At 60.1% G+C, this 16476-nt stretch carries 16 protein-coding genes and 1 riboswitch; of the genes, 6 read left to right on the top strand and 10 right to left on the bottom strand.

Translation table 11 applies throughout. The features are described 5' to 3' along the window. Position 1 precedes the first annotated feature (1 nt). Positions 2–1069, bottom strand: a complete 1068-nt coding sequence (locus FQ187_RS07540; protein WP_149628980.1) for a putative urea ABC transporter substrate-binding protein — start codon at positions 1067–1069, stop codon at positions 2–4. Positions 1070–1131: 62 nt separating this feature from the next. Next, positions 1132–1232: riboswitch (guanidine-I (ykkC/yxkD leader) on the bottom strand. Positions 1233–1788: 556 nt separating this feature from the next. Between FQ187_RS07540 and FQ187_RS07530 the strand changes: the two genes are divergently transcribed. Next, positions 1789–2217, top strand: a complete 429-nt coding sequence (locus FQ187_RS07530) for a hypothetical protein (RefSeq protein ID WP_149628979.1) — start codon at positions 1789–1791, stop codon at positions 2215–2217. A 60-nt stretch (positions 2218–2277) separates the two neighbouring features. Here the strand turns inward: FQ187_RS07530 and FQ187_RS07525 are convergent, their stop codons facing one another. Continuing rightward, positions 2278–3381: an enoyl-CoA hydratase/isomerase family protein gene (locus FQ187_RS07525; protein ID WP_149628978.1), complete on the bottom strand. Its 1104-nt coding sequence runs from the start codon at positions 3379–3381 to the stop codon at positions 2278–2280. A 132-nt stretch (positions 3382–3513) separates the two neighbouring features. On the opposite strand from FQ187_RS07525, the gene ung reads away from it, so the two are divergent. Beyond that, entirely contained in the window at positions 3514–4206 is a 693-nt protein-coding gene (gene ung, locus FQ187_RS07520; RefSeq protein ID WP_111450846.1) for a uracil-DNA glycosylase, read from the top strand. An 84-nt stretch (positions 4207–4290) separates the two neighbouring features. Here the strand turns inward: ung and FQ187_RS07515 are convergent, their stop codons facing one another. From FQ187_RS07515 to FQ187_RS07495, 5 genes are all read right to left on the bottom strand, one after another. Continuing rightward, the gene (locus FQ187_RS07515) at positions 4291–5331 is read right to left on the bottom strand and encodes an AbrB family transcriptional regulator (RefSeq protein ID WP_149628977.1); all 1041 of its coding nucleotides are present in this window, start codon (positions 5329–5331) and stop codon (positions 4291–4293) included. Continuing rightward, positions 5324–6838: a tripartite tricarboxylate transporter permease gene (locus FQ187_RS07510; RefSeq protein ID WP_149628976.1), complete on the bottom strand. Its 1515-nt coding sequence runs from the start codon at positions 6836–6838 to the stop codon at positions 5324–5326. The genes FQ187_RS07515 and FQ187_RS07510 overlap by 8 nt, the downstream gene beginning before the upstream one ends. 1 nt (position 6839) lies before the next feature. Beyond that, complete coding sequence (locus FQ187_RS07505; RefSeq protein ID WP_149628975.1) at positions 6840–7298, bottom strand: tripartite tricarboxylate transporter TctB family protein; 459 nt, start codon at positions 7296–7298, stop codon at positions 6840–6842. A 59-nt stretch (positions 7299–7357) separates the two neighbouring features. Next, entirely contained in the window at positions 7358–8335 is a 978-nt protein-coding gene (locus tag FQ187_RS07500; RefSeq protein WP_149628974.1) for a tripartite tricarboxylate transporter substrate binding protein, read from the bottom strand. Between the two features lie 85 nt (positions 8336–8420). After that, positions 8421–9713 (bottom strand): OprD family porin, encoded by a 1293-nt coding sequence (locus FQ187_RS07495; protein WP_149628973.1) that lies wholly within the window; start codon positions 9711–9713, stop codon positions 8421–8423. Between the two features lie 237 nt (positions 9714–9950). On the opposite strand from FQ187_RS07495, the gene FQ187_RS07490 reads away from it, so the two are divergent. Next, positions 9951–10622 carry a response regulator gene (locus tag FQ187_RS07490; protein WP_008153060.1) on the top strand — a complete coding sequence of 224 codons (672 nt, stop codon included), beginning with the start codon at positions 9951–9953 and terminating at the stop codon, positions 10620–10622. Further along, the gene (locus FQ187_RS07485; RefSeq protein ID WP_149628972.1) at positions 10615–12000 is read left to right on the top strand and encodes a sensor histidine kinase; all 1386 of its coding nucleotides are present in this window, start codon (positions 10615–10617) and stop codon (positions 11998–12000) included. Before FQ187_RS07490 ends, FQ187_RS07485 begins: the two co-directional genes overlap by 8 nt. A 126-nt stretch (positions 12001–12126) precedes the next feature. Here the strand turns inward: FQ187_RS07485 and FQ187_RS07480 are convergent, their stop codons facing one another. Beyond that, on the bottom strand, positions 12127–12948 hold the full coding sequence (locus FQ187_RS07480) for an HDOD domain-containing protein (protein ID WP_149628971.1): 822 nt from the start codon (positions 12946–12948) through the stop codon (positions 12127–12129). Between the two features lie 34 nt (positions 12949–12982). Then, on the bottom strand, positions 12983–13924 hold the full coding sequence (locus FQ187_RS07475; protein WP_149628970.1) for a folate-binding protein YgfZ: 942 nt from the start codon (positions 13922–13924) through the stop codon (positions 12983–12985). 149 nt (positions 13925–14073) lie between these two features. Here FQ187_RS07475 and FQ187_RS07470 point away from each other — a divergent pair, with 149 nt between their 5' ends. Both FQ187_RS07470 and FQ187_RS07465 read left to right on the top strand, forming a co-directional pair. Further along, positions 14074–14328 carry a succinate dehydrogenase assembly factor 2 gene (locus FQ187_RS07470; RefSeq protein ID WP_007944081.1) on the top strand — a complete coding sequence of 85 codons (255 nt, stop codon included), beginning with the start codon at positions 14074–14076 and terminating at the stop codon, positions 14326–14328. Beyond that, positions 14312–14764, top strand: a complete 453-nt coding sequence (locus FQ187_RS07465) for a protein YgfX (RefSeq protein ID WP_149628969.1) — start codon at positions 14312–14314, stop codon at positions 14762–14764. The genes FQ187_RS07470 and FQ187_RS07465 overlap by 17 nt, the downstream gene beginning before the upstream one ends. Here the strand turns inward: FQ187_RS07465 and nadB are convergent. Further along, positions 14733–16349: an L-aspartate oxidase gene (gene nadB, locus FQ187_RS07460; RefSeq protein WP_149628968.1), complete on the bottom strand. Its 1617-nt coding sequence runs from the start codon at positions 16347–16349 to the stop codon at positions 14733–14735. The two genes, FQ187_RS07465 and nadB, sit on opposite strands and share 32 nt — an antisense overlap. Positions 16350–16476 lie beyond the last annotated feature (127 nt).

Raw genomic sequence — 16476 nt, 5'->3', positions numbered from 1 at the left:
ATTACAGCTTCGCGTCGGCGGCCATCTGCACGTAGGTCGGGTCGAAGCGCAGCTTGAGGTTGGTCTTGTCGCCGCTGGTCACGCCATTGGCGAACGCCATGCCGACCGCGCTGGTGTCCTTGGCGCCTTCACCGAGCAAGCCGTGCTGGAACGAGAACTCAGCCACCTTGCGCATGGTTTCCGGCAGTTGCTTGCTGGTGGAGAACGCCAGGGCTTCTTTGGGGGTGGCGAACAATTTGGTGGTGTCCAGTTGCGACTGGAAACCGGCCAGATCGGTGCCCGAGGCTTTGGCCATGTGTTCGAGCGCGGTTTTGCTGGCGGCGTTTTTGGCGTTCATCAACTCGACCACTTCGAACCAGGCGCCGGTCAATGCTTTGCCCAGCGCCGGGTTGTCTTTGAGGGTCGATGAGTTGACCACCATCATGTCCATGATTTCGCCGGGGATCTGGCTGGAGTTGAACACTTCGGTCACCGCAGGCTTGGCCTTGATGTCCGAAAGCATCGGGTTCCAGGTGGTGACGGCGTTGACCTGATCGGTGTTGAAGGCCGCCGAGATGTCGGCGTCGGAGGTGTTGACCACTTTCAGGTCTTTCTCGGTGAGATCGACCGAATCCAGCGCCCGGGCCAGCAAGTAGTGGGAAACCGAGAGTTCCACCAGATTGACGTCCATGCCTTTGAGGTCGGTGACTTTCTTGCCGTCGCCTTTGAGCACGATGCCGTCGTTGCCATTGGAGAAGTCGCTGACGATCAGCGCGGTGCTGTCGACGCCACCGGCTGCCGGAATGGTCAGCGCGTCCATGTTGGTCATGGTGCAACCGTCGAATTGGCCAGCGGTGTATTGGTTGATGGATTCGACATAGTCATTGAGCTGCACCACATCAATCTTGATGCCGTACTTCTTTGCCCATTTATCGACGATGCCTTGGCTGCCTGCGTACTCCCACGGCATCCAGCCGGCGTAGATGGTCCAGCAAACGCTGAAGTGGTCTTTCTGGGCGGCCTGGGACGAGACGCTCACGAGGGCTGCGAATGCAGCGGCGAGCAGGGCGGGTAAACGAAGCTTGAGCATGGGTGGTTCTCCAGTTGATCAAGGGCGGGCAGGAGTCAACGCGGCACCGCGAACGGTGGCTTGTCTCCCGGGCTTTTGTCCCGCCGTGTAACCTCAACTGGAGGTCGCCAACTCTCGGACCAGCCACTCGCCTTAGCGAGCCGGAACCCTAGTCAGCCATTGCAAATTGTGGTGCCGCGAACCTGTGATGACTCCTGCACGTCTTTGCTAAAGCGAGAGCCGTGCCAAGTCGGCTTGAGCGCTCTAGCGTGGGCGATTACGCAATTGGTGCGTTGGGGAGAGGTGGCGGCGTTGCCTTGTGATGGTGCGTGGGTGCACCGCAATGGATCGGGCCGGCCGCTGATCAGAAGGTCCAGGCGGCTCGGCACTCGGCGCAGCATTGCCAGTCAAAACAGGTGTCAGCCGGCCTGTTCCGGCTGTGGGTCTTTCAGGAGGCCGCCATGTTTCGTCGACTGTTGCTGGGTGTTGTTCTGGGTCTTGGGATATCCGGTGCTACTACGATGCCGGTGGACACGTCATTACGGTGGTGGATATCGCGGTGGCCACCATTAATCAGCAGGTGAATGGATGAAAAACCTTTCATCGACGACTTGTTTCAATCTGTTTCAGGAACGCACCAGATTTGAAAAACGATGTCTGATCTTTCGACAGTCACCGAATAATTGACTGTCGCCTGTCAGCGTCGCTGGTGTGGCTCACTCGCGGTCCAGGAGGCCGCCATGTATCTGCGAATTCTTCTGATTGCTGTATTGGGATTGTCTCTTGGTGCATGTGTGCCTTATTCCGATGGAGGAGCCAGCTACTACAGTTCCGAGGTCTATACCTCGCCAGCCTATTATGATGGCGGACCTTACTATTCAAGCGGCGGCGGTTATTACACGCAACCACGCCGGTACTACGCACCGCCAGCGCGGTATTACCAGCCAACACCGCGGTATTACTACCAGCCGCGGGTTTATCAACCTGCACCACGCTATTACCAGCCGCAACGAGGCGACTATCGGGCCCATCAGAATCAGGGTTGGGACGGCCGTAACCGTGGCGGTTGGAACAACGACTACCGTGGCAATGGTGGACGCAATAATCACGGCGGATGGGGCGACCACAACGGTCGCGGTGATCACGATGGCCGAGGCGGCCACCGTTAAACACTCATAAAAAAAGCGGCGCATGAAGCGCCGCTTTTTTATGCCCGGATTTCAGTATTCCTACAGATCGGCCAGAGGATGCCGGCCTTCCCAGGCCTTGTGGAAATGCGCGTCTACCACTGCATCCGGCAGATTATTGATATCTGGCCAGTGCCAATGAGGTTTTTGATCCTTGTCGATCAACCGTGCGCGCACGCCTTCGCTGAACTCAGGATGACGGCAGCAGTTGAGGCTCATGGTGTATTCCATCTGAAAGACTTGAGCCAGCGACATGTGCCGGGCGCGGGCGATCTGTTCCCACACCAGATGAGCGGTCAGGGGCGAGCCTTCGCTCATGGTTTTCGCAGCACGGCTGAGCAGCAGATCCGTGTTGTCGCGCAGCTGGCTGATGGCTTTCCAGGCGCAGCGCACGTCACTGACATCCAGCAGCTCATCGATCTGCTGGCGTCGCGGTAGCCACTGAGCTTCAGGCATTTGCTCGATCGCTTCCTGCTGCAAGGCCTTGAGCAGGCTGTTCAGTTGCATCGGCGTCTGTTCCTGCCAGTTCAACTGCAGCAGGCCTTCCATCAGCTCTTCCTGCTGTTCATCGAGCAGGAAACGGTCGGCCAGGTCGAGATCGATCGCATCGCGACCGTTCATATGGGCACCGGTCAGGCCGAGAAACAATCCGAGCTTGCCGGGCAGGCGCGACAGAAACCAACTGGCCCCGACATCCGGGTACAAACCGATACTGATCTCCGGCATCGCCAACCGGCTGCTCGGCGTAACAATCCGGATGTTCGACCCTTGCAGCAGCCCCATGCCGCCGCCGAGCACATAGCCATGCCCCCAGCAGATCAGCGGTTTAGGGTAAGTGTGCAGATTGAAGTCCAGACGATATTCCGCCGCAAAGAAATGCGCTGCCAGCGGCGGCACTTCGCCGGGATGGGCGCGACAGGCTTCCACCAGGCTGCGTACTTCACCGCCGGCGCAAAAGGCTTTGGCACCGTTGCCGCGCAGCACGACGCAGACGATTTGCGGTTCTTTGGCCCAGACGTCCAGTTGATCGCGCAAGGCGTTGATCATCGGCAAGGACAGGGCATTGAGGGAGCTTTCGGCATCCAGGCTGGCGACTCCGATGCGTGCGCCGTCGGTGCCAGTGAGTTCTTCGAAGTGCAGATTCATCGTGACCTCGATCGGGAATTTGAGCGTTCAGTATGATCGCTGTACAGGAAAGTGCCGGATCTGCGTCAGATCAATTGACAAGCGTGATGGGCTTTCCTAGGGTTCGCCCCATTGTTTTTGCCGGATGTAACCATGACTGCTGACGACCGTATCAAACTCGAACCGAGCTGGAAGGAGGCACTGCGTGCCGAATTCGACCAGCCCTACATGGCAGAGTTGCGTAACTTCCTGCAAGAGGAGCGTGCGGCCGGCAAGGAAATCTACCCTCCAGGACCGATGATTTTCAACGCGCTCAATTCGACGCCACTGGATAAGGTCAAAGTAGTCATCCTCGGCCAAGACCCGTACCACGGTCCGGGACAGGCCCACGGCTTGTGCTTTTCGGTGCAACCGGGCGTACCGGCGCCGCCGTCGCTGGTGAACATCTATAAAGAGTTGAAACGCGATCTGAATATCGACATCCCGACCCACGGTTGCCTGCAAAGCTGGGCTGACCAGGGCGTGCTGATGATCAACACCACCATGACCGTGGAGCGCGCCAACGCCAATGCCCATGCGGGCAAAGGCTGGCAACACTTTACCGATCGGATTATCGAAGTGGTCAGCGAACACCAGCCACATCTGGTGTTCCTGCTGTGGGGCGCGCATGCCCAGAGCAAGCAGAAACTGATCGATGCCACCAAGCATCTGGTGCTGACGTCGGTGCATCCGTCACCGTTGTCCGCCTATCGAGGCTTCCTCGGGTGCGGGCACTTCAGTCGAACCAATAAGTTTCTGGAGCAGAATGGCGAGACGCCGATCGAGTGGCGGTTGCCGCCAGTCTAAAAAGCATCGCGAGCAAGCTCGCTCCCACAAGGATCACGCGAACCCTGTGTGCGAGCCTGCTCGCGAATGGGGCGACTCGGTCTTTCAGACAGAATCCGGCTGCCGATTCCAATACTTGAACAACGGCTCCGCCAGAAACAACACAAACAACAGCCGCATCACCTGCATCGCCGTCACCAGCGGTACCGACAACTGCAATGTCTCTGCCGTCAGGCTCATTTCCGCAATCCCGCCGGGCATCATGCCGAGCGTCAGCGAACGCAAATCCAAATGCGTCAGCGCACTCAACCCCAATGCTGCCAACGTGGCGATCAACATGGTCAACACGGTGCCAATCAACGTCCGGCCCATGAACGACGGGGCGCGCCGGAAAAACTGCCGATTGAAGTGACACCCCAACCCGCTGCCAATCAGCCATTGCCCGATCTGGCTGCCGCCATTGGGCAAACTGATGTGCAGATCCCAGCCAATGCTCACCGCGGCACTCACCAACAACGGCCCGAACAGCCACGGATTGGGTTGACGCAGACGCTCCCAGAGCCAGGCGGCGAGGGCGCCCGCCGGAAACAGAAGCGCCAGCCAGCGCCAGTCAACGGAAGTGGCATGGGACAGCGGTGCACCATCACCCAACAAATACTTGAACGCCGCCGGCACACACAGCACCACCACCAACACCCGCAGGCTTTGCCCCGCCGCAACACGACTGAGCACCGCGCCGTTACGCGCGCCGAGGTTGACCATCTCCCCGGAGCCGCCCGGCATGCTGGAAAAGAACGCGGTGGCGCGATCTTCACCGGTACGCCGCAGCAACCAGACCCCGACTACCGCCGACAGGCTGGTGACCAACGCACCGAAGAAGATCAGACCGAAGTGGCTCAGGACCTGCTCCATCACCACCGGGGTGAAGTGCAGGCCGATGCCGATGCCGACAATCCACTGGCCGCACTTGCGGCCGCCAGGGATTTCCGCCAATTGCCAGGGTGTCAGGCAACGCACCAGGATGATCGCCAGCAACGAGCCGACCATCCACGGCAGTGGCCAGCCGATCTGGTTGGCCAGGTAACCGCCCAGCAGACCGACCAGCGGAGTTCCCCACCAGGCTTTGAAGGGTGTTCGATCAGACATCGGCGATGGCGCGACGGGCGACCGAACGTTTGCGCCAGATTCGGATGATCGGCATCAGGAGCATGATCGCGGTCAGTACCCAGCAGCCGAAGGTGATCGGGCTCGACCAGAGGATTTCCAGCGCACCATTGGAAATCGACAGGGCGCGACGCAGGTTCTGCTCCATCAGGCCGCCGAGAATGAAGCCCAACAGGACCGGCGATAACGGGAAGTCCAGCTTGCGCAGGATGTAACCGAAGATGCCGATGCCGATCATCAGGAACAGGTCGAAGGTGGTGGCGTGCACCGCGTAGACGCCGATCCCGGTAATGATCGCGATCACCGGCACCAGCGCCCAGTTCGGCACGGCAAGGATGCGGGTGAAGATGCGGATCATCGGGATGTTGAGGATCACCAGCATGATGTTGGCGACGAACAACGAAGCGATCAGGCCCCAGACGATGTCCGGTTGCTGTTGGAACAGCAGCGGACCCGGGGTGATGTTGTACAGCGACAGTGCGCCGATCATCACCGCCGTGGTGCCCGAGCCCGGAACACCGAGGGTCAGCATTGGCACCAGCGCGCCGCAGGCCGCGCCACCGATGGCGGTTTCCGGCGCGGCGAGGCCGCGCATGTCACCCTGACCGAACGTACCCTTGGCGCCAGCGATACGTTTCTCTGTCATGTAGGCCACGGCACTGGCGAGCGTCGCGCCCGCACCCGGCAACACGCCCATGATGAAGCCCAGCACACCGCAACGGATGTTCACTACGAACACCGCCGACGCTTCCTTGAAGTTGAACATCATGCGCCCGGTGGCTTTCACCGCTTCCTGACCGTGATGGGTTTTTTCCAGCAGCAGGAGGATTTCACTGATGGAGAACAGGCCCAGCACCAACACAACGAATTGAATGCCGTCGGTCAGGTGGATGTTGTCCCCGGTGAAACGGTACACGCCGCTGTTGGCATCGATCCCGACGCTCGACAGAAACAACCCGATCAACGCGGCAATAAAGGTCTTCAGCGGTCGGTCACCGGCCATGCCGCCCAGGCAGACAATCGCAAACACCATCAACACGAAATATTCGGCCGGGCCAAAGGCAATCGCCCATTTCGCCAGCAACGGGGCGAACAGCACCATGCCGCAGGTGGCGATGAACGCACCGATAAACGAACTCCACGCCGACAACGACAGCGCTACACCGGCCAGACCTTTGCGGGCCATCGGGTAGCCGTCGAGGGTGGTCATCACGGTGGAGGCTTCGCCGGGAATGTTCAGCAGGATCGAGCTGATCCGGCCGCCGTATTCACAACCCAGGTACACCGCCGCCAGCAGAATCAGCGCCGACTCCGGTGGCAGACCGAGGGCGAACGCGATCGGGATCAGCAGCGCCACGCCGTTGATCGGGCCCAGGCCCGGCAACAGGCCGACCACGGTGCCGATGAGGGTGCCGCAGAGCGCAGTCACCAGGTTGTACGGGGTCAGCGCAACGCCAAACCCTTGTCCCAAATAGCCAAGAGTATCCATATCAGTTCTCCAGAACGTCGAGCACGCCCAACGGCAGTGGCACGTCCATCACCTTGTCGAACAGCAAGTAAAGGCCGACAGCCATCAGGCTGATGATCACCACACTGGGCAACCAGCGGCCGCCGTACAGGCGCGCCATCGGGATACCGATCAGGATGCTCGCGACAATGAAACCAAGGGGTTCGAAGGTACCCGCGAACACCAGCAACAACACCACGCAGATGCCGATTTTGGTCAGGGTTTCGCGGTCCATCGGCGGTTCGTCAGGGTTGTGCTTGATCGGTGCGGGACGAAACACCATGTACAAAAGCGCCAGGCCCATCAGTCCGAGCATCAACAGCGGGAAGGCCCGAGGCCCCACCGGTTCGTAGGAAAAAGCCGCTTGGTACGGCCACGCCATCAGCGCGAGGCCAACACAGGCCAGTAACAGCACCGAAGCAAAAATGCGTTGTAAGAGCATGGGAAACTCCTGTGCCGCAGCCCCGCGCAAACGGGGCCGCAGCCGCTAGACAGAGGCGATCACTGGATCAGGCCGAACTCTTTGGCCAGCACTTTGTAGTCCGCGACCTGCTTCTTCACGTAGGTGTCCAGCTCCGGGCCGGTCATGGCGAACGGGAACAGTTCACGCTGATCGCGAAGCTTGGCGAAGTCCTCGGAGGCGAGCAGTTTGTCGAAAGCGTCTTTCCACCAGGCGTAGTCTTCGTCGCTGACCTTTGGCCCGAGGTAGAAGCCCCGAACCACTGGCCAGACGATGTCGTAGCCTTGTTCTTTGGCGGTCGGAATGTCTTTCATTTCCGGCTCGTCCAGACGCTTCTCGGAGAACACAGCCAGCAGGCGCATGTCACCGCTCTGGATGTGCGGCATGGAGTCGGAGATGTCGGTGCTGCCGACCTGGATGTGGCCGCCGAGCAGGGCGGTGGCGATTTCACCGCCGCCTTCGAGGGCGACGTAACGCAGGTCGCGCGGGTTGATCCCGGCAGCCTTGGCGATCAGCGCGGTCTGCATCCAGTCCTGGCTGCCGACGGTGCCGCCGGAACCGATCACCACTTTGCTTGGATCTTTCTTCAGCGCTTGAACGAGATCGTCCAGGTTCTTGTAAGGCGAATCGCTTTTCACCGCGATGGCGCCATAGCTGGTGCCGACGGCGGCCAGCCAGCGCACGGCGTTTTCATCGAAACGACCGAACTTACCTTGGGCCAGGTTCAACAGCGAACCGCTGGACCATGCCACCAGCGTGCCAGCGTCGGCTGGACGCTGAGCGACCACCGCGTTGTACGCCACCGCGCCGACACCGCCGGGCATGTAGGTCACGCGCATCGGTTTGGTCAGCAGTTTCTGGTTCACCAGCGCGCTTTGCGCCAGTTTGCAGGTCAAGTCGAAACCGCCGCCGGGGGCGGCCGGGGCGATGCACTCCGGGCGCTTGGGCTCGGCCATCAGTTGGCCGGCGAACAGCAGGGCGCTGGCGGTGATAGCAACTTTACGTAGTGACAAATTCATTGGATTCTCCACGGTTTTTTTGTTGTAAGGATGTGTAGGAGCTGCCGAAGGCTGCGATCTTTTTTGGTTTCGGCATTTCAATCAATTACCAAAGGGCAACGCTATAGCTCACCAGCAGACGCACTTCATCGGCATCGCGAGCGGAGTAGTTGGAACGGTAAGTGGCATTACGCAGGCGCACGGCGACATCCTTGAGCGCGCCGCTTTGTACGACGTATTTGATTTCGGTGTTGCGTTCCCACTCTTTGCCTTCGTCACCGTTCTTGAGCTTGATGTTGTCACCGCTCACGTAACGGCTCATGAAACTCAGGCCGGGGATGCCGAGTTTGGCGAAGTCGTAGTCGTAGCGTGCCTGCCAGGAATGTTCTTCGGCGCCGGCAAAGTCGTTGATCTGAACGAAGTTGACCAGATACGGGTCACTGCCATCGACATAAGGGAACGCGCTGTCGCCGGACATGTGCTGATAGCCGGCGCTGAATTTATGCCCGCTCAAGGCGTAGCTCACCAAGCCGTTGAGGGATTTGTTGTCGATCTTGCCGCCACGGGCCGCACCCTGATCGTCACTGATGGCCAGGCGCAGATCTGTGCCGAAAGTGCCGGGGCCAAATTTTTCCGATGCCACCATGCCGAGGAAGTGCTGGTTATAGACTTCATCGAGTTGTGCAAAGTGGTAACTGCCGGTGATCTTGTCGGTGAACTTGTAGTCCACGCCGCCAAAGTCGAAATGGTTGCCGGCTGCGGTGCCAGCGAAGCGGCTGTTCTTGTTGTTGAGGGCGATGTCCTCGAAGTCGGTGCTGTCGCGGTCCTTGGCTTTCTCCAGGCGCCCGCCGGTGAAGGTCAGGTTCTTGATCTCTTTAGAGGTGAGCATGCCGCCTTCGAAGGTCTGCGGCAGGATGCGTCCGTCGTTGGACTTGAGGATCGGCAGTTCCGGAATCAGGCTGCCGATTTTAAGTTCCGTGGCGGAGATTTTCACTTTGCCGGTCAGGCCAAGCTTGGAGTATTCATCGGCGGCGCGACCGTCATCGTGGGTCGGCAGCAGGCCGGTGCCGGTGCGGTCGGGGCTCGAATCGAGCTTGACCCCCAGCATGCCCAACGCATCGACACCAAACCCCACGGTGCCGTCGGTGTAGCCCGATTGCAGATTGAGCATAAAGCCCTGGGCCCACTCGTCACGCTTGGATTGTTGGGCGCTGGTGCCGCTGCGAAAGTCGCGGTTGAAATACATGTTGCGGGTTTCAAGGGTCGCCGTACTGTCTTCGAAGAAGGCAGCCTGGCTCAACGGCGAAAAGCCGGCGAGGGCGGCGGCACTGGCAAGGGCGGTGTGGCTGAGGCGGGAAAAGCGAGCAGGCGGGCAAGCCTGAAGCTGCATGGACAGCATCTTGAAGTACTCCGATTATTGTTCTTATTGGCGAAAACGCTTCGAGGCGTTTTTCGTATCGCTAGATGTGCGCTAGCGCCGGGCAGCCGAAACTGTCCGTGGCTGGACTCTAACCGGCCAACCTTTCGCTAACCTTTCAGAAGACTTTCACGGCTTTCGGGCTTCACAGCGGCGGTTGCGGCTGTAAACTCCGCGCCAAAGAATGGCGTCGACCTTTCCTGAACGAGGTAAAAATCCATGCGTGTTCTGCTCGTCGAAGATCATCTGCAGCTCGCCGAAAGTGTCGCCCAGGCGCTCAAGAGCACCGGGCTGACCGTGGATGTGCTGCACGACGGCGTGGCGGCGGACCTGGCGTTGAGCAGCGAGGAATACGCCATGGCGATCCTCGACGTCGGCCTGCCGCGCATGGATGGCTTCGAAGTGCTGGCGCGCCTGCGGGCGCGGGGCAAGAACCTGCCAGTGTTGATGTTGACCGCTCGCAGCGACGTCAAGGATCGGGTCCACGGCCTGAACCTTGGCGCTGACGATTACCTGGCCAAACCATTCGAACTGACTGAACTCGAAGCCCGGGTCAAAGCCTTGCTGCGCCGCAGTGTGCTCGGCGGTGAACGCCTGCAGCGCTGCGGTGTGCTGGCCTATGACCTGGACACTCGGCGCTTCACCCTCGGCGAAGAGTTGCTGACCCTGACCTCCCGCGAGCAGGCGGTGCTCGAAGCCCTGATTGCCCGTCCCGGTCGGGTGATGAGCAAAGAGCAGTTGGCCTCGCAAGTCTTCGGACTGGACGAAGAAGCCAGCCCCGACGCCATCGAGATTTATGTCCATCGCCTGCGCAAAAAGCTAGACGGCCAACCGGTGGTCATCGTGACCTTCCGCGGTCTCGGCTACTTGCTGGAAAGCCGCGATGCATAAGCCCAGCAGCCTGCGCTGGCGGTTGCTGTGGAATCTGGCGCTGTTGCTGGTGGTGTTGATGTTGGCCAGTGGTTTGAGCGCTTACTGGAACGGTCGCGAAGCGGCCGACACCGCCTATGACCGGACCTTGCTGGCCTCTGCGAGGACCATCGCTGCGGGCGTCTCCCAGCGTGACGGCACGCTGAGCGCCGACGTACCGTACGTTGCCCTTGACACCTTCGCCTACGACAGCGCAGGACGGATTTTTTACCTGGTCAACGACATCAATCAGAAGCTGATCTCCGGTTACGAAAACCTTCCGCCACCGCCGCTGGGAACGCCGCGCACCGATGACTATCCGGCACTGGCGCGTTTCTATAACGCCAAATACCAAGGGCAGAACGTACGTGTGGTGAGCCTGCTCAAACCCGTGAGCGAGCCGAACATGAACGGCATGGCGGAAATCCGCGTGGCGGAAACCGATGAGGCGCGGGTCAGCATGGCCCGCAGCCTCGCGGCGGACACGTTGTTGCGTCTGGGCATGCTGGCGGTGGGTGCGTTGTTGTTGGTGTGGTTTGCGGTCAGCGCCGCGTTGCGTCCGCTGGAACGCTTGCGCACCGCGGTGGAAGAGCGGCAGTCGGACGATCTGCGGCCATTACCGTTGGTGGAAGTTCAGCACGAATTATGGCCACTGGTGCGCGCGCTCAATCACTTTACCGAGCGCTTGCGCGGGCAGTTCGAGCGTCAGGCGCAGTTCATCGCCGATGCCGCCCATGAGCTACGTACTCCCCTGGCGGCGTTGAAGGCACGACTGGAACTGGGCTTGCGCTCGACCGAACCTGAAACCTGGCGCAGTACATTGGAAGCCGCCGCCCAAGGCACGGACCGATTAACCCACCTTGCCAATCAATTGCTCTCGCTGGCACGGGTCGAAAATGGTGCCCGGGCCATCGCCGAGGGCGGCGCGCAGTTGCTTGATCTCAGTCAGCTGGCTCGCGAACTCGGCATGGCCATGGCACCGCTGGCCCATGCTCGCGGTGTGGCGCTGGCGCTGGAAGCGGATGAGCCGGTGTGGTTGCGCGGCGAGCCAACGCTGTTGAACGAACTGTTGAGTAATCTGGTGGACAACGCGCTGGCCCATACACCGTCGGGTGGCAACGTCATTCTCCGGGTCACGGCACCAGCCGTGTTGGAGGTCGAGGACGACGGCCCAGGCATTCCTCTTGAAGAGCGCGATCGGGTGTTCGAGCGCTTTTACCGGCGTAACCAGCAGGTGGCCGGTTCGGGGTTGGGGCTGGCGATTGTCGGCGAGATCTGCCGCGCGCACCTGGCTCAAATCAGCCTGCACGATGGCCAACAGGCCGGGTTGAAGGTGCGGGTGAGTTTTATTGCGGGGTAGTTTTTTGGTGTCTGGGCTGACCCCTTCGCGAGCAAGGCCGCTCCCACATTTGATCGCATTTTTCCATGAAGAACTCGGTCAAGTGTGGGAGCGGGCTTGCTCGCGAAGGGCGCGCTACGGTCTCGACTAATAAAACATCGACCGCGATTCTTCCAGATCCCGACACATCGCCTCGTTCTCCGGATCAATCCCCAGCTTTTTGAACGCCGGCACGCTGAATGCGTCGATGCGGGCGAGGGGATGGTCGGTGTCCTTGTGGCAATACAGGCTGGCCACTTGCACCAGATCGACATAGTCGACCCGCTCGGACTGTCGATTGAAGTCCAGATAAAGCCCCGGCAGCTGTACCAGCATTTCCGGAAATTCCCAGACCCTGAGCAGTTTATCGCCGAGCAGTGGATGAATGTGATCGATCACATGGTTGAGGCTGACCGGGTCAGCCAGCAGTTCATAGTGATCTTCAGCGTAGGTCAGGATCGGCAGCACACCGATCTGGTGCACCAGTCCGCCAAGGGCTGCCTGATCGGGTTTTAGTTGGGTGTAGCGGCGGCACAGGGCGTAGCTGACTCCGGCGATTTCCAGGCTTTTGCGCCAGACTTCTCGCATTTTCTGCTCCACCACCTCGGAGCGGGCATGGAAAATCTGCTCCATGACCAGGCCGATGGCCAGGTTGCTGCTGTAATTGACACCCAGTCGAGTGATCGCCGTGTGCAGATCAGTGACTTCCTGGGTAGCGCGCAACAGCGGGCTATTGACCACTTTGATCAGGCGTGCCGACAGCGCGGTATCCCGGCCGATCACCTTGCTCAAGGTGCTGACACTGATTTCCGGGTCTTCAGCGGCCTTGCGAATCTGCAGGGCCACTTCCGGTAACGTTGGCAGAACCAGGTCATCGTTATCGATGGCCTCAACCAAATCCTGTTGGACCTTTTCCGCCAGCTCGCTCATTTCGTTTCTCTAGGTGTTGCGACAAGTGCTGCTGTTAGCGCTGGATTTCGCGATCGCGATCCAGTGGGTACGGCAGGTCGAGCAGGTGCAGGGCTGGCCCTTCGAGCGCGCCCAGATGGATATCACCCCCTTCTGCTGCTTCGGCTTGCAGCACGGCCAGGAGTTCAATGTTTTGTTCGGCGCGGGCGGCCAGCACCACTTCACCGATGGAACTGCCATGGGTCGGGGAGAACAGTGGCGTACCAGGTTCAGGCAACTCGTTGGCATCCAGTTTCAGGCGATACAAGCGGCGCTTGAGTTTGCCCAGGTACTGCATGCGCGCGACGATTTCCTGGCCGGTGTAGCAACCTTTCTTGAAGCTCACGCCACCTACGGCTTGCAGATTGAGCATTTGCGGGATGAACAGTTCGCGGGTGCTCGGCATGACCTGGCCGATCCCTGCACGGATCTGGCCCAACAGCCATTGATTCAGATCGCCTTCGGCCAATACGGCGGACAGCTTGCCCTTGATAAGGGCGGCCTTGTCAGCGGCGACCCAGAGTTCGGCGCGGTTCGGCGAGACGCGAATGGCGATCAAGCCGTCATTGCGCACGACGCTGTCGGTGTCAGCCGGAAGATCAAGACCGAGGCTGATCAGTGCCGTATCGCCGTGGTCGATGCCGAAGCGGACCCAGGCGGCGCTTTCATCGGTCAGTTTGGACTTGGAAAATACCGCGTACTTTTTCAGGTCCGCCAGTTGCGGTTCCAGCAGTTCGGTGGCCATGGCCAGCAGAACGCCGTCGCCTTCCAGCAGGATGCGGAAACTCGACTGCATCCGGCCCTTCTGCGTGCAGCGGGCGCCGAGGCTGGCCTGGGTGTCACTCAGGTAATTGAGGTTGCAGGTCAATTGGCCTTGCAGGAATTTACTGGCATCCGCGCCGCGTACTGCGAGAACGCCTTCGTGAGACAGGGTGCAGAAAAAAGCAGAATCGGCCATGGGTCATCGCAGGGTAAAGAGTCTGGGGGACATCATAAGGGGGCGCTCTTGAAATGGGTAGTTCACAAAGGATCGTTGGTGGCCGACCAAAGCCGAGTGTTCGACTCTGTCTGGGGCTGTATACTTGCCGCCTATTTGAGGAGCGCTCCATGGTCGAAGATGTTGAACTGAATCGCCTCTACTGGCACAGCCGCCGCGGCATGCTTGAACTTGACGTGTTGCTGGTACCGTTCGTCAAAGAGGTCTATCCGCACCTTAATGATGTCGACCGCGATTGCTACCGCAAGCTGCTCGAATGCGAAGATCAGGACATGTTCGGCTGGTTCATGGAGCGCGCCGAATCGGAAGATCCGGAGCTTCAACGCATGGTTCGCATGATCCTGGATCGTGTCCAGCCCAAGTAATGCGTTCGAATGCCGCTGGCATGCCTCACGGCAATTGCTGGCGGCGTATTTTCTGGCCCAGCTGTTCGCGCTGGGCTCGCTGTTCCTTCTCTCTATTCCGGTCTGGGCTTGTCTGCTCGGCGCTTTTTGCTGTCTGGCTCACGGCGCTTGGGCGTTACCGCGACAGATTCTGCTGACGCACCCAAGGGCATTTCGCGGCTTGCGTCGAAATGCCGATGGCTGGCAGTTGTGGAATCAGGAGGAAGGTTGGCAATCGGTGCAGCTACGACCGGACAGCCTGGCGCTACCTTTGCTCGTTGTGCTGCGTTTTCGTTTGCGGGGTGAGTGGCGGGTCAGGGCGGTTTGTGTTCCCCGCGACTCGCAGGCGGCGGAACTGCACCGGCGCCTGCGGGTTCGGCTCACGTTCAGTCGACGTAGGTGGGCGGCACCAGAATAGTGTCCAGGGCAACCGGCAGCATGTTCGGATAGTCGAGGGTGTAATGCAGGCCGCGACTCTCCTTGCGTTCCATGGCTGACTGGATCATCAGCTCGGCCACTTGGGCAAGGTTACGCAGTTCGATCAAATCCCGACTGACCTTGTAGTTGCTGTAGAACTCGTCGATTTCATCCAGCAACAGACGCACGCGGTGCTGTGCCCGTTGCAAGCGCTTGTTGGTGCGCACAATACCGACGTAGTCCCACATGAATCGCCGCAGCTCGTCCCAGTTGTGCGCAATGATCACGTCCTCATCGGAGTCGGTGACCTGGCTCGCATCCCAGACGGGCAGGGCGATCGGAAGCGAAACCTGCGGCAGTTGCTCAAGAATGTCGGCCGCCGCGGAACGCGCGTAAACGAAACACTCGAGTAACGAGTTGCTGGCCATGCGGTTGGCACCGTGCAGGCCGGTGAAGCTGGTTTCGCCAATGGCATATAGCCCCGGCACGTCGGTGCGACCCTGCTGGTCGACCATCACGCCACCGCACGTGTAGTGCGCCGCGGGAACCACTGGAATCGGTTGCTTGGTGATGTCGATGGAGAATTCGAGGCAGCGTTCGTACACCGTCGGGAAGTGAGTCTTGATGAACGCTTCCGGCTTGTGGCTGATGTCCAGATAGACACAATCGACGCCCAGGCGCTTCATTTCATGGTCGATGGCCCGGGCGACGATGTCGCGCGGGGCCAGCTCGGCGCGAGGGTCGAAGCGTTGCATGAAGCGTTCGCCGTTGGGCAGCTTCAGGTGTGCGCCTTCGCCGCGTAGGGCTTCAGTGATCAGGAAACTCTTGGCTTGCGGGTGATACAGGCAAGTGGGGTGGAACTGGTTGAACTCCAGATTCGCCACCCGGCAGCCCGAACGCCAGGCCATGGCAATGCCATCACCGCAGGCGCCATCGGGGTTGCTGGTATAGAGATAGACTTTTGCTGCGCCGCCCGATGCGAGGATCACAAAGCGAGCGCCGTAGGTGTCGACTTCACCGGTCCCGCGATTGAGGACGTAGGCGCCGAGGCAGCGATCACCTTCAAGGCCCAAGCGCTTTTCGGTGATCAGGTCGACCGCGACCCGCTGCTCCAGCAGTTCGATGTTCGGTCGTTGCCTGGCCTTGTCGAGCAAGGTTCTGAAAATCGCTGCGCCCGTGGCATCGGCGGCATGGATGATGCGCCGATGGCTGTGACCGCCTTCGCGGGTCAGGTGGAACTCGAATCCGCCATCTTCGGCGCCGGACTGTTCATCGCGCGTGAAGGGCACACCTTGGTCGATCAGCCATTGAATCGCCTCTTTACTGTGCTCGACGGTAAAGCGCACGGCGTCTTCGTGGCACAGGCCGCCGCCAGCATTGAGGGTGTCATCGACATGTGATTCAACGGTGTCGGTGTCATCCAGGACGGCAGCGACGCCACCCTGGGCCCAGAAAGTCGAGCCATTGGCGAGGTCGCCTTTGCTCAATACGGCGATGCGCAAATGACCGGGCAAGGTCAGCGCAAGGCTCAAGCCGGCAGCACCGCTGCCAATTACCAGAACATCGTGTTGAAACTGTTGGCTCATTTCAGGATTCCGCTCAAAGCGACCCGGGTCGGGGTTGGCGCAAGACACCTGGATCGGCGAGTCAAGACAGCCACACAGCCCACTAGTATATAGAGGGGGGGAGCGGCACAATAGCGAGCACACATGG

Source organism: Pseudomonas sp. ANT_J28 (assembly GCF_008370005.1).
In the GTDB taxonomy this organism is placed as follows: Bacteria; Pseudomonadota; Gammaproteobacteria; order Pseudomonadales; family Pseudomonadaceae; genus Aquipseudomonas; species Aquipseudomonas frigoris.
Note: the sequence above shows the minus strand (reverse complement) of the source record. Positions and strands in the feature narration are given on the sequence as shown.

Coding starts and splice junctions, on each gene's coding strand:
- FQ187_RS07540 (WP_149628980.1), bottom strand. CDS start 1,069: ATGCTCAAGCTTCGTTTACCCGCCCTGCTCGCCGCTGCATTCGCAGCC.
- FQ187_RS07530 (WP_149628979.1), top strand. CDS start 1,789: ATGTATCTGCGAATTCTTCTGATTGCTGTATTGGGATTGTCTCTTGGT.
- FQ187_RS07525 (WP_149628978.1), bottom strand. CDS start 3,381: ATGAATCTGCACTTCGAAGAACTCACTGGCACCGACGGCGCACGCATC.
- ung (WP_111450846.1), top strand. CDS start 3,514: ATGACTGCTGACGACCGTATCAAACTCGAACCGAGCTGGAAGGAGGCA.
- FQ187_RS07515 (WP_149628977.1), bottom strand. CDS start 5,331: ATGTCTGATCGAACACCCTTCAAAGCCTGGTGGGGAACTCCGCTGGTC.
- FQ187_RS07510 (WP_149628976.1), bottom strand. CDS start 6,838: ATGGATACTCTTGGCTATTTGGGACAAGGGTTTGGCGTTGCGCTGACC.
- FQ187_RS07505 (WP_149628975.1), bottom strand. CDS start 7,298: ATGCTCTTACAACGCATTTTTGCTTCGGTGCTGTTACTGGCCTGTGTT.
- FQ187_RS07500 (WP_149628974.1), bottom strand. CDS start 8,335: ATGAATTTGTCACTACGTAAAGTTGCTATCACCGCCAGCGCCCTGCTG.
- FQ187_RS07495 (WP_149628973.1), bottom strand. CDS start 9,713: ATGCTGTCCATGCAGCTTCAGGCTTGCCCGCCTGCTCGCTTTTCCCGC.
- FQ187_RS07490 (WP_008153060.1), top strand. CDS start 9,951: ATGCGTGTTCTGCTCGTCGAAGATCATCTGCAGCTCGCCGAAAGTGTC.
- FQ187_RS07485 (WP_149628972.1), top strand. CDS start 10,615: ATGCATAAGCCCAGCAGCCTGCGCTGGCGGTTGCTGTGGAATCTGGCG.
- FQ187_RS07480 (WP_149628971.1), bottom strand. CDS start 12,948: ATGAGCGAGCTGGCGGAAAAGGTCCAACAGGATTTGGTTGAGGCCATC.
- FQ187_RS07475 (WP_149628970.1), bottom strand. CDS start 13,924: ATGGCCGATTCTGCTTTTTTCTGCACCCTGTCTCACGAAGGCGTTCTC.
- FQ187_RS07470 (WP_007944081.1), top strand. CDS start 14,074: ATGGTCGAAGATGTTGAACTGAATCGCCTCTACTGGCACAGCCGCCGC.
- nadB (WP_149628968.1), bottom strand. CDS start 16,349: ATGAGCCAACAGTTTCAACACGATGTTCTGGTAATTGGCAGCGGTGCT.